Origin of the sequence: Chryseobacterium sp. CBSDS_008 (assembly GCF_049959325.1) — a bacterium.
Lineage (GTDB): Bacteria > Bacteroidota > Bacteroidia > Flavobacteriales > Weeksellaceae > Chryseobacterium.
This window is the reverse complement of the sequence record NZ_CP188202.1, coordinates 3,541,117-3,553,408: the sequence shown is the minus strand read 5'-3', so window position 1 is coordinate 3,553,408 and position 12,292 is coordinate 3,541,117. Positions and strand designations below refer to the sequence as shown.

General features: G+C 37.3%; 12 protein-coding genes. 8 read left to right on the top strand and 4 right to left on the bottom strand.

The window, feature by feature from the left end; translation table 11 throughout:
- The first annotated feature begins 37 nt into the window (after nucleotides 1–37).
- Together ACP3T3_RS16095 and ACP3T3_RS16090 are read left to right on the top strand one after the other, a co-directional pair.
- Nucleotides 38–1,060, top strand: coding sequence for an aspartate-semialdehyde dehydrogenase (locus ACP3T3_RS16095; protein ID WP_426476828.1), 1,023 nt, complete (start codon nucleotides 38–40; stop codon nucleotides 1,058–1,060).
- Nucleotides 1,061–1,117: 57 nt separating this feature from the next.
- Nucleotides 1,118–2,134 (top strand): cation diffusion facilitator family transporter, encoded by a 1,017-nt coding sequence (locus ACP3T3_RS16090; RefSeq protein WP_426476827.1) that lies wholly within the window; start codon nucleotides 1,118–1,120, stop codon nucleotides 2,132–2,134.
- Between the two features lie 10 nt (nucleotides 2,135–2,144).
- On the opposite strand, the gene ACP3T3_RS16085 is transcribed toward ACP3T3_RS16090, so the two are convergent.
- Nucleotides 2,145–2,582 carry an exosortase F system-associated membrane protein gene (locus ACP3T3_RS16085; protein ID WP_426476826.1) on the bottom strand — a complete coding sequence of 146 codons (438 nt, stop codon included), beginning with the start codon at nucleotides 2,580–2,582 and terminating at the stop codon, nucleotides 2,145–2,147.
- Entirely contained in the window at nucleotides 2,569–3,099 is a 531-nt protein-coding gene (xrtF, locus tag ACP3T3_RS16080; protein ID WP_426476825.1) for an exosortase family protein XrtF, read from the bottom strand. Before xrtF ends, ACP3T3_RS16085 begins: the two co-directional genes overlap by 14 nt.
- A 227-nt stretch (nucleotides 3,100–3,326) precedes the next feature.
- On the opposite strand from xrtF, the gene ACP3T3_RS16075 reads away from it, so the two are divergent.
- The 6 genes from ACP3T3_RS16075 (at nucleotide 3,327) to ACP3T3_RS16050 (ending at nucleotide 7,801) form a co-directional block, all read left to right on the top strand.
- Nucleotides 3,327–4,346 (top strand): aminoglycoside phosphotransferase family protein, encoded by a 1,020-nt coding sequence (locus ACP3T3_RS16075; RefSeq protein ID WP_426476824.1) that lies wholly within the window; start codon nucleotides 3,327–3,329, stop codon nucleotides 4,344–4,346.
- Nucleotides 4,347–4,453: 107 nt separating this feature from the next.
- Nucleotides 4,454–4,861 carry a RapZ C-terminal domain-containing protein gene (locus ACP3T3_RS16070; protein ID WP_426476823.1) on the top strand — a complete coding sequence of 136 codons (408 nt, stop codon included), beginning with the start codon at nucleotides 4,454–4,456 and terminating at the stop codon, nucleotides 4,859–4,861.
- Between the two features lie 110 nt (nucleotides 4,862–4,971).
- Nucleotides 4,972–5,685, top strand: coding sequence for a nucleotidyltransferase family protein (locus ACP3T3_RS16065; protein ID WP_426476822.1), 714 nt, complete (start codon nucleotides 4,972–4,974; stop codon nucleotides 5,683–5,685).
- Nucleotides 5,686–5,693: 8 nt separating this feature from the next.
- Nucleotides 5,694–6,446, top strand: a complete 753-nt coding sequence (locus tag ACP3T3_RS16060; RefSeq protein WP_426476821.1) for a TIGR00730 family Rossman fold protein — start codon at nucleotides 5,694–5,696, stop codon at nucleotides 6,444–6,446.
- A 58-nt stretch (nucleotides 6,447–6,504) separates the two neighbouring features.
- Nucleotides 6,505–6,975 (top strand): DUF6702 family protein, encoded by a 471-nt coding sequence (locus ACP3T3_RS16055; protein WP_228377469.1) that lies wholly within the window; start codon nucleotides 6,505–6,507, stop codon nucleotides 6,973–6,975.
- 274 nt (nucleotides 6,976–7,249) lie between these two features.
- Entirely contained in the window at nucleotides 7,250–7,801 is a 552-nt protein-coding gene (locus tag ACP3T3_RS16050; RefSeq protein ID WP_426476820.1) for an inclusion body family protein, read from the top strand.
- Nucleotides 7,802–7,890: 89 nt separating this feature from the next.
- Here the strand turns inward: ACP3T3_RS16050 and ACP3T3_RS16045 are convergent, their stop codons facing one another.
- Together ACP3T3_RS16045 and ACP3T3_RS16040 are read right to left on the bottom strand one after the other, a co-directional pair.
- The gene (locus ACP3T3_RS16045; protein WP_426476819.1) at nucleotides 7,891–9,315 is read right to left on the bottom strand and encodes a DUF5689 domain-containing protein; all 1,425 of its coding nucleotides are present in this window, start codon (nucleotides 9,313–9,315) and stop codon (nucleotides 7,891–7,893) included.
- Between the two features lie 26 nt (nucleotides 9,316–9,341).
- A complete protein-coding gene (locus ACP3T3_RS16040) occupies nucleotides 9,342–12,218 on the bottom strand; it encodes a carboxypeptidase regulatory-like domain-containing protein (RefSeq protein ID WP_426476818.1) in 2,877 nt (958 codons plus the stop codon).
- Nucleotides 12,219–12,292: the final 74 nt, after the last annotated feature.

The window sequence follows — 12,292 nt, the reverse complement described above, 5'->3', positions numbered from 1 at the left end:
TTATAAATAGTTTAATCTTAAATTTTTAATTAAATCAATGAAAGTAGCTGTAGTAGGTTCAACAGGAATGGTTGGACAAGTTATGCTTAAAGTTTTGGAGGAGAGAAACTTCCCTGTAACAGAATTAATCCCGGTTGCATCCGAAAGATCTGTAGGCAAGAAGGTGAAGTATAAACAGAAGGAATTTACCATTGTAAGCATGAAGGACGCTATAGCTGCCAAACCGGATATTGCCATCTTCTCTGCAGGAGGTTCTACTTCTCTTGAATTCGCTCCACTATTTGCAGAAGCAGGAACAACAGTAATTGATAATTCTTCTGCATGGAGAATGGATCCTGATAAAAAATTAGTCGTTCCAGAGATCAATGCTGATGTTTTAACTAAAGAAGATAAAATCATTGCAAATCCGAATTGTTCTACCATTCAATTGGTAATGGTTTTAGGACCTTTGAACAAAAAATATGATTTAAAAAGAGTAATTGTTTCTACTTACCAGTCTGTAACAGGAACTGGGAAAGCTGCAGTGGACCAGTTAAATGGTGAAATTGAAAATTCGGTGAACAAAGAGAGCCAAATCAGCGGAGATGATTCTATCGCAAAAGTATATCCTTATCAGATCTTCAAAAATGCGTTGCCACACTGTGATGTATTTGCTGATGATGATTATACCAAAGAAGAGATCAAACTGATGAAGGAGCCTAAGAAAATATTAGGAGACGATACCTTTAACTTAACAGCAACTGCTGTAAGAGTTCCGGTTCAGGGAGGACATTCTGAAAGTGTGAATATCGAGTTCGAAAATGAATTCGAACTGGATGAAGTGAGAAAAATATTGGCTGAAACTCCCGGTGTTATTGTAATGGATGATGTGAAAAACAACCACTACCCGATGCCGCTGTACTCAGAAGGGAAAGACGAAGTTTTCGTAGGAAGAATCAGAAGAGATCTGTCACAGCCCAAAACGCTTAACCTCTGGATCGTTGCAGACAATCTGAGGAAAGGAGCAGCAACAAACGCTGTACAAATCGCTGAATACCTTGTAGCAAACAACTTAGTATAAACTAACAAAATAAAAAAGAGTCTCAAAATTGAGATTCTTTTTTTTATCAAACTTACTATGAATAGCCAGAAAAATACCCACCAAGAGAAAATAGGATTCCAGAAACTAATAGCAGCGTTTGGAATAATCCTTTTTATCGGAAAGATTATTGCCTGGAAACTTACCAATTCTGATGCTGTGTTTTCTGATGCTATGGAAAGCATCGTCAATGTCATCAGTGCGTTTATGGGGCTTTATGCACTCCATCTTGCGGCCAAACCTAAAGATGAAGATCATCCGTACGGCCATGGAAAAGTAGAATTCGTAACCTCCGGTATTGAAGGAGCCCTTATTGCTATTGCCGGTGTTATGATTATCTATGAAGGAATTCATAGCCTTATTATAGGAAAAACATTAAGTAAAATTGATCTTGGGATATGGATTATTGCAGCCACTGCAGTCATTAATTACCTGCTGGGATATATCTCTATAAAAAAAGGGAAAAGAGAGAATTCGCTGGTTCTCATTTCATCCGGCAAACATCTTCAGTCCGATACGATTACGACTCTTGGGGTGGTTGCCAGCTTAATAATTGCTTATTTCACCAAAATTTACTGGCTGGATTCCGTAGTGGCATTAAGTTTTGGGCTTTACATCATATTTATAGGCTATAAAATCGTCCGGAAATCTTTAAGAGGGATTATGGATGAACAGGATCCTGAAATTTTAAATCAGGTCATTAGAATCCTTGAAGAAAACAGACATGTAGAATGGATTGATGTACACAATATGAAAATTCAGCAATTCGGATCTTCCCTGCATATTGATGCCCACATTACTCTTCCCTGGTATTACGATCTTCGCGATGCCCATAATGAAATGGAAAAAGTAATTATACTTCTTGCTAAAAATATGAAACGCAGTATTGAGTTCAATTTCCATATGGATGACTGTAAACCGGTTTCATGCCCGGTATGCCAGATCAAAGACTGCCCTGTCCGCGAAAAAGATTTTATCAGACGGGTAGAATGGACTCCGGAAAATGTAACCAGTGTGGAGAAACATACAGTCGCTGAAGGAGAATATAAAAATTAAATTTGCTTTTTCAGCTTTCTTTGCTGATCACCTGCTTTCTGTAATAAAACATCGGAACAATCAGCAGTATGATCAACGGCTGAATGACAAACCTTCTCATATAAAAAGAAAAAAGATAGCCTGTTTCAAATCTGTCATGAATACAATACAGGTAAATGGGAAGAGAAATCATAAACACAATGATCATCATCACAGCACCCTGCAATGTCCATTCTTTATTTTTAAATAAGCCATAAATAACCAGGCAGGAAAAGAAAAGGTTCAGCGTAAATCTGAATACATGTCCGGCAATAAGCTTCCCCCATTCAAACACAGGGAATTCAATATTTTTATTCGCTTCATGAAAGTAGTCTAAAAAAGGATCATAAAATAAAGTTCCCTCCATAACTCTTACACCAATAAGCCCGCAGATTCCTGCGATAATCAGAAGCCAGCTAAGAATTTTCATGTTTTAAAGCAAAAAATTTAATCCAGATCAGCCAAAGTACAACAACACTTCCATAAATTATAGCAGGGAAAATAAAATCATGAAATATCTTTCCATATTCCTTATGATCTGACATGACGATATTCAGCCCTACAATTCTCAAAAGATTTATAATGTATAATATTGCTAATCCTGCTCCCACAAAAACAAAAGTCTTTACCCCCTTATAAAAAGCAAAAACAAAAGACACAAATAAAATAATAACAGAAACAGCATTACATCCTTCCACCATTCTTGTCACATAATTCTGTTTTACATAAAACCATACCTGCTCGTTCTTTACATCATTATAAAGCTCCGTAGGATAACCTATCATGTTCTGCAGAGAAGCTACCTGATTAGCAATCATTCTTGAAAAAGAATCCAGCCCGGAATCTTTACCACTATTCAGGTAGAACTGATAAGCGAAAAGCAACACCAGATACATAATAATAAAGCGCAATAAAATACCTAAAACAGGTTTAAAGTCTTTCAGCATACTGCAAAGATAGAAATTAGCATGTAATATCCGGAATTTGAATAAAGAAACTTAAACCAGGTGTAAAATCCAACATTGCCTTCGTATAAAACTTAAGAATTTTCATAAAAATATTCAATTAAACAAATAATATACATTTTAAGCATAATACCTTTTTATCTTCAGCCATTACTTCTTTACACTATAATTTACAACTCATGTTAATTTAGTATATTTGTTTCCATATTATGACTTCTGAAAACGCAAAACGATTTTTTGAAAACCATGTAGGCAAAAAATCTTCCGAATTCGTCACATTAGCTCAAAGCGGCTCTGCGAGAGTCAATTTTCTGGCCACTACAGGTGCTGAAAAATACATTATCACCTATAATGAAAATATCCCGGAAAATGAAAGTTTCCTGTATTACTCTGAGGTTTTTTCAAATTTAAAACTCAATACTCCTTACATTCTTGCTGTTTCTGACGACAGAAAAATGTATATCCAGGAGTTTTTGGGAGAACATACCCTTTCCGAGGTGATTGCAAAAGAGCCATTATCCCCAGCGATAAAATCTTTGGTACGGCAGACTTTAGAAAAGCTTTTCCAATTGCAGATACGCACACAGGGGAAAATTGATTTTTCAAAAACCTTTGAGTATGAAAGCTATGACGAACTTCCCGTGATTCATGATCTTTATTATTTCAAAAACTTTGTGGCCGATTTTCTGGAGCTTGAATACAACAAGTCTGCTCTTCTGAAGGAATTCAAAAAAATCGCCGTTCTTATTGAGAACCTTGAGCCTAAAGGAATTATGATCCGTGATTTCCAGGCAAGAAATATTATGGTGAATGAAAAGAACGAGGTCTCTTTCATCGATTACCAATCCGCAATGAAAGGTCCATTAATGTATGATGTCATCTCTTTTCTTTTTCAGGCTAAAGCCAATTTCCCTGAAGATTTCAAACAGGAAATGCTCGACTTTTATATTCAGCAGTTTGAAGATCCTGAAACAAGGATTCAATTGAAAAATGCGGTGATGCCCATTCAGATGATGAGATTTTTACAGGTTTTAGGAGCTTATGGATTCCGAGGACTGATTCAGCGTAAACAGCATTTTACAGCCAGCCTTGAAAAAGGAATTCATAATATAACACAGTTTGCAGACTCCTGGGAGCAGATGAACAATTATCCGGAACTGAAAAAAGTAATTCATCAGCTGACATCAGAGAAGGCAAAGCAAAAAATTGAAGAAATAATAAATAAATAAGTCTTCGGCTCCGCTCAGACTGACAAGATTGAAAATATTGAGCAAAACACAAAATGATTTCAACATAACAAAATAAGCCTGAATGGTTTAAAAAAGATAAAAAGAATATGCTACACATCGATATACACAGCTTTTCATACAAGAAAGGGGGAATTCCTAAAGACCACTCAGGAAACGGCGGAGGCTTTGCTTTTGACTGCCGTGGAATATTAAATCCGGGAAGAATTGAAGAATATAAAATCCAGACCGGAAATGACATCGGAGTTCAGGAATACCTGGAAACAAAAACGGAAATGCCAAAATTTTTGGAACTGGTAAAATCTCTTGTTTCCATCAATATTGACAATTATTTAGACAGGGGCTTTGAACATCTCCAGATTAATTTCGGATGTACCGGCGGGCAGCACAGATCGGTATATTGTGCCATAAAAATTGCTGAATTTATCAGAGAAAAATATCCTGAAGGAACAGCAATAACCCTTCATCACGATGAACAACCGCAACTGAATTCATAAAAGATAAGCGATGATTGATAAATGATTATTTTCCAATGTTATTTTAATGATCATTTATTAATTATAAAAGTTTTATCATTCATCAACTATCATTTATCAATTATAAAAAAATGAAAGCTCTAATTTTTGCAGCAGGAAAAGGTACACGGCTTAAACCATTTACGGATTACCATCCTAAAGCTTTGGCCAAAGTAAACGAAGTTCCGCTTCTGGAAAGAAATATCAAATATCTGAAAAGTTTCGGAATAACAGATTTTGTGATCAACATCCATCATTTTGGGAATCAGATAGTTGATTTTTTACATAAAAACAACAATTTTGGTTGCCAAATTGAAATTTCTGATGAAACCAACGAGCTTCTGGAAACAGGTGGCGGCTTGATTTTTGCAAGAAAATTTCTTGATCACGGAGAAGATTTTTTAATCATGAACGCAGATATCCTTACCGATCTGAACATCAATGCATTGGTAGAATATCACAAAAAGATAAAAGATTTTGCTACTTTAGCGGTTTCGGACAGGGAAAGTTCGAGAAAGCTCCTTTTCAATGATGATATGGTTTTGAGAGGCTGGCTGAATGTACAAACCGGAGAACAAAGGCTGGCTGAATTCAATAAAGGCTTTAAAGCGCTTGCATTCAGTGGAATTCATTGTATCAATCCTCTTATCTTCGAAAAAATAAAAAGAACAGGCAAATTCTCTGTTATGGAAGAATATCTGGACCTCATGCAAACCGAACATATACATGGTTTTGTGCATGACAGTATTCTTATTGATGTTGGAAGACCATCATCCATAATAGAAGCCGAAAAACATTTTAAATAAATTTTGCAATGGAAATTGATGGAACTAGGGATGAAAGTTTAGTAAATCCGGAACTTGACATTAACGAAACAAAACTACACAATAGCTTCAGACAAAAAACATGGGATGAAACAATCACCAAAGACAGCTGGATGGTCTTTAAGGTCATGGCTGAATTTGTGGACGGCTATGAAAAGCTCGCTAAGATTGGACCCTGCGTTTCTATATTTGGTTCTGCCCGGCTGAAACCGGAGAACAAATATTATGAAATGGCTGTTGATATCGCTGAGAAGATCACCAAATTAGGTTTCGGAATTATCACCGGAGGCGGACCCGGGATCATGGAAGCGGGAAATAAAGGCGCTTTTAATGCGAAAGGAAAATCTATCGGACTTAATATTGATCTTCCTTTTGAACAGCATTTTAATCCTTATATCAATAAATCCTATTCCATGAATTTTGATTACTTCTTCGTAAGAAAAGTAATGTTTGTAAAATATTCTCAGGGATTCGTAGTAATGCCCGGAGGCTTTGGTACCCTGGATGAACTTACGGAAGCGGTGACGCTGATTCAGACTAATAAAATTGGAAAATTCCCAATCGTTTTAGTTGGAAGTGAATTCTGGGGTGGATTACTGGATTGGTTTAAGGCAACGCTGTTAAAAGAAGGAATGATTGCTGAAGATGATCTTGAACTTTATCGTGTGGTAGACACTGCTGATGAGGCTGTAGCGCATATTAAGGCATTTTATGACAAATATTCTGTGAATGTAAATTTTTAATTGGCATATTATTTGTGACTTGTAACTAACAACTATGATTGTAAATCTATTAATTAAGATGAAAAAACTTTTATATATATCAGGAATTTTAACATTTTTTGTGTTAATGAGTTTTATGTATGTAGACTTTTTCTCTTCAATGACCAAAGTGGACTATATTGATGGAAGCAAGACATTGAAGTTTACCACAAAAATGAATACAAGCCATATCTCTGACGCTATTAAGATCAACCCTAATACGGCGGGATTTGAAGCAGAGGTAAAAAAATATGTGAACAATAATTTTGATGTATTTGTCAATGGAGCTCCTAAAACGATAACCTTCACGGGAAGTCAGGTCAGCGGAGAAACTGTATGGGTGTATTTTGAAACCGGCGGCGTTTCGGATATCAACACCTTAAAGATTAAAAATACGATCCTTTTAAGCGCTTTTCCTAAGCAGATTAATCTGGTCAATATCGCCTACAAAGGCAGCCAGAAAACAATGAACTTCCAAAGAGGAAAAGAAGTGAACGAGGTCTCTTTTTAACGTGAATCAGATATAACCATTATAAATGGAACCCTGGAAAGATGAACTTTTCAGGGTATTTTTTTGGACTAATAAAAAATCACCACAAGGAGATTAATTAAGTACAAATACCTAATCGTAAATTTCAGCATTTACACTCTAATATTTTCATTTTCACCCATGTACATTTGTATTGTAATTACAACCAACAGTGTGAAGCCGGAATCACTTAAATAACGGGGCGGAATCTGAAAAGCCAGATGAGTAAGAAAACACCAAACAAAAACTAAATATCATGGAAGATATAGAACTAAAATCATCCAGCCAGGAAATAGATGTCCTGATTGTTATTGACACAGATTATGTAAGATCTACTTACCAAAATCCAAGTAAAGATCCTAATAATCCTACCGGAATTGATCATAACAGCCAGCATATGATCGTTTCGAATGCCAACGCTATTTCCGGACAAGGTTCCGCTGACCTGAACTTCAGCGCAAGAGCCGGAGATATAGTTTCTTTCAGAGGAACATCAATCTATCAGAATTCCGATGATGCTGTAATTATTTACAATATTAAATACTGGTCCGGAGATCAGGTTTTCAACAGTTTTATATACAATTCCGTTGAAAGAAGACAGGCGGCTGTACCTAATTTAAATTCTCAAAATGGTCTTCCTGCTGCCAGCGCCGACATCACTTTTGCCAGTATCGACTCTAAAGTAAAAGCAACAGGCAAAGAGAACTTTTATGTACAGTTCGGACTTTACATTTTAGATCCGAATGACAGTAATAAACAGATTCTGTATGGTTACTTTTACTGGGATCCGACAATTACAGTTAAATAAAAGGAAATAAAACCCTCGTATAATAAAATCGGGCAGCTTGACAGCTGCCCGATTTTATAAGGTATATTAGAATATTGTATCCTAATATATTACTCAATTTTAATATTATCGATCTGAAGATCATACACTCCATCTTTTCCTGTTTTAAGGGCAAACATTGGTTTTCCAGCGGTAATATTAAGATCGGTAAGGCCTGTAAGGGTAAGCTCAATCAGTCTCCATTGTCCGTTCGTGTTGATAGATCCGTTATATGAATTCGTACTTTCAGGGCTTAAAGTAGCACCTGTAGAGAATGTTGCTAAATTGAATGTATAGAAAGCAGACGTATTAGGAGCCAATGGTGTTGCTCTATATACATTGAAAGAAAGTGATTTTCCTGATGCAGTACCTTTGATATACATTGTAATTCTCTTCGGAGTTGCTGGTATTCCAGACGCCGCATTCGCTGTAAATACATAGTCATTATTAGCAGGTGTACCTTTAATCTGAAGGGAATTTGTGCCGTTGTACCCCAAGCCAATACCTTGAGATGCATAAGGCATAAGCCCAAAGCTATTTAAACTTGAAAGGAAAGATGCCCAGTTTTCAAAGTCAGAGCTCGGGAAAAGATTGACAGCAGAAGCAGAAGGAAGTTCCGGCTCACCTGGGGTGAATCTGGCGTTCGGGAAGTTAATATCATCAAGATTTCTGATATAAGCCTGATCTGTGAAAATCGTTGCATTACTTGAGCTTGTAAAACGGCTCAGAAGAAGAATGATATCACCGCTTTTTTCATATTTAGGAGAGATCGGAGATTTCGCAAATGTTGCATAGTTGCTGAAACGAAGATCTAATCTTCCTGCTTTTTTATCCGTAATATAACGGTCACCTGTTGCTGATTCGTCAGCAAAAGTTTTTGTCAGTTCAGGCTCTTCAAACTGAACGTTTTTAATTTTCACAAGCTGGTTGATGTGAGCACCGTTTTTAAGTGCGTCAGCGATAGAGTTGAATTCTAATGGCTTCATTACAGCAACTACAGGTTTTTGCCCGTCACAAACTCTTGCTATATAATTTGAAACTTTATTGGGGTTGATTCTACCAATAGGATAGTTAGGGTCATAAGAACCTACTTTAATATTCCCATTAACACCCTGAACGATTAATCCTTTTAAATTGATTCTTACTAAAGCTCCTGTTGGAAAATCAAGGTACTGGTTTCCCCCGTCGATATCAATTTCTATCCCTTGTACCGGGTTTTCAGGCTTATCCTGAAGGAACATCATTTTATAAATATTTCCAGATTCATCGCTTGAAGAAACATAAGCTTCCACGATATAATCTTCTTTAATAATATCAGCTTCACCTGGCTTTGCTTTTGCAATGGCTGCAAGGTCAGATAACGGGTGGTTAGCTGCCGCAAACTTGTTGGTACATTTAATTTCAGGCACCTCATAATCATCGGTTTTTACACAAGACGAGAATGACAACATTGTGATAGCACTGAAGACCGCTGCTTTAAAATATATATTTTTCATTGTTTTCGATTTTTAATTTTAGTTTTTTAGAATCTGAATTGAAGGTTAACAAAATAAGATCTACCCTGGTTATACCAATATTTAGGAGCGAATACCATGTTTCCGCTGTCATAATCATTAGCATAGTCAGTATAGTTAACATTTCTCGTCTGCTCAAATCCACCTGTAATAAAGTTTCTGTTATTCAGGATATTATTTACCGATGCGGACACCAATACATAATAGTTACCGATCATCCAGGATTTCCCTGCATTCACATTGAAGAAGAATGCTGAAGGTAATTTTGTAGGTGCAAGAACTCTTGCCAGTTCTTCCTCAGTTACGTTGTCATAAGGCACTCCCGGTGTATTGGGATTGGTATAGAATCTTTCTGTTCTGGTTACAGGAGACGGATCCAGGAATGAATGCCCGAAATAGTTCCATGTTGCTCCCAGCCACCAGTATTTAGGGCTGCTGTAACGAAGACCTAAAGTATATGCCTCCTGAGGAGTTCCACCCTGTCTGTAGTTTTTAAGTGTTGCTTCCCCCATGTTGGTATAAGATCTTGATACGATATTTCCGTTCCCGTCAAGTTCTCTGAACGTTCCAACAGCATCAGATGCGAAATAAACCGTAGGATTATTCGTATATGTATACTGTCCTAGGCTTAATAAACCGCTAGCCGTTAAAGTAGGAGTCATTTTTACCTGTGCACCAAGCTCAATACCCATGTTTCTCTTGTTTGCTCCTGCCAGTACCTGTGTAATGAAAGCACCGTCCTGAATAGGAGCCTGGTCTCCGCTTTCGGTAAGCGTTGTCAGCTTAACACCTTGTGCGAAATATCTTTGTACACTTGTCTCGTTTTGTGTATTAACAAGGTAACCTGTCAGTCTAAGTTTAACGATCGGCGTAGAGATTACATAACTCAAGTCGTTTGCATCAACAACAACGTTCTTGATCCCCGGAGTGGTAACACCACTTACTCTTGTATTAAAATAAATATCATTCAAGAAAGGAGACTGTGAAAAATACGCTCCGTTATAAACAAGGAAGTTTCTACCATTGATTTTATATGTAACCTGTCCTTTGATGCCTGCATTCCAGAAGTTTTGGTCTGTACCTTTTCCGTAAGAAGACTCATACAGATAATGTTGGAACAATCCTTCTCTGCTGTTTGTCGTATACCCGAATAATCCGGAAATAAATACATCAAATTTCCCTGTTGCGAATTTGAAAGCAGGGTTTATTTTAAATTCCTGTCTTCTGAAAATATAGTTGTACCCGATTTTGTCACCTTCTCTTTTGGCAACATCAGTATCGCTTTCTTTCGTATTAAATTTTCCCCAGACACTTCCTGCAGTAGTATTGGATGCAAACGGGTCCATATTCAGGGCAAAATCAGCACCTAAAAGGTCATTTACTTCTCTGTACTGCTCAGATCTGTAATTCTGGTAAGATAAGTTTAAAATAAAACGGGATGTATCATTAAAGTTATAAGTATAGTGAGTAGCTACATTCCATACTTTATCATCTTTTACATCATCCACAAGATAATAAGCAGCTCTTCTACCACCAAGCGTAGCATTATATTCTACATTTCTGTTGGCATTGTAAAGATTATCCCAGTTGATCTGTGTATGTGACTGGTCATCATTGGTCCACCAGTCTCTTGTGATTCCGATGTTGGCAGCCTGTTCAGGCGCTGGGTTTGTATAATTTAACCAATAGCTTGGTAAATTACGGTAATAGGTTGGAGATGGGTTATTGGCTCTGTACCAATCTAATCTTGAGCTGTACTCTTTACCGAACTGGTAAGAAACAGACGTCCATAACTGAGAATTTTTATTGATTTTCCAGAAATCCTGCAACTGGATCATCGGCTGGAAGCCTCTTTTGACTCTTTCATTTCTCTTATCCCCGTTTTGCCATCCCCAGTAAGAGTTGTAATGAACACCTCTGAAGTCATACACTTCCTGAGTACTTGGGCTTGAAGAGCTTCTCGTGTATTTGGAACCGATAGCATTCAAAGTCATGGTATGGCTGTCACTGAATTTCTTCTCAATACCAAGATATCCACTGTATGCATCATAAGCGGTACCATCCTGGATCCCTTCCTGTGCCCATCTTCTGGCGATCATTCCTGTAAATGCCCATCCGTTCTTATTCATTCCGGAAGAGAATCTGTAAGACAATCTGTTGGTATAGTTTCTGTTGGTCAGAGAGTAGGTCAGCTGGCTGCCTTTTCTGTACTCGCTGGCTTTTGTATTCTTGTAAAAAACTCCGGTAGTTCCTCCGAAAGCATATTCTGAAGGCGCATTGTTAGCTGCAATTTCCGGGTAACGGGTAATTTCGTTCAATCCACCCCAGGTGCTGAAGTCTACATCTCCATTATCTGCAGCGGCCATAGAAACCCCATTGATCATATTCTCACCTGTTCTGCTATCAATTCCTCTCGGGCGGAACCAGTAGGGTCCTAAATCGAAACTTGCAATTCTGTTGAATACATCCTGAGAAGACTGCAGTAATCCTACAGTGGCCGTTTGCTGTGCACCACCACTATCACTTTCTCCCGAGTCTTCTATGATAGCAAGTCCCTGGTCTGCCCCGTTCAAAGCAGAATAGAGCGTAATTACTCCAAGATCTTTTCTTTTCTCATCACTGGTTACATCAAATTCGAAAACCTTTGTTTCAAAATTGGGTTTTGTAACCATAATCTGATAATGTCCGGGCATCAAATCCGTAAATTGGAAATATCCGATTTTGTCTGCCTTTGCATCATTTCCTGCTCCTTTTAAATCTACACTTGCTTGCTCAACAGGCTTTCCTTCCGCATCCTTAAGATACGCAAACACTGTTGTCTGCGCATAATAATATGAAGCAGGCAGCAAAGTAAATAAAGAGATCAATGATAGTTTTTTAATCATGAGTATATTTATTTTTTTAATACTTTTCTTGTTAATTTTCAACAATTTAAAAGTTGGGGGGCACAAATTTAGTC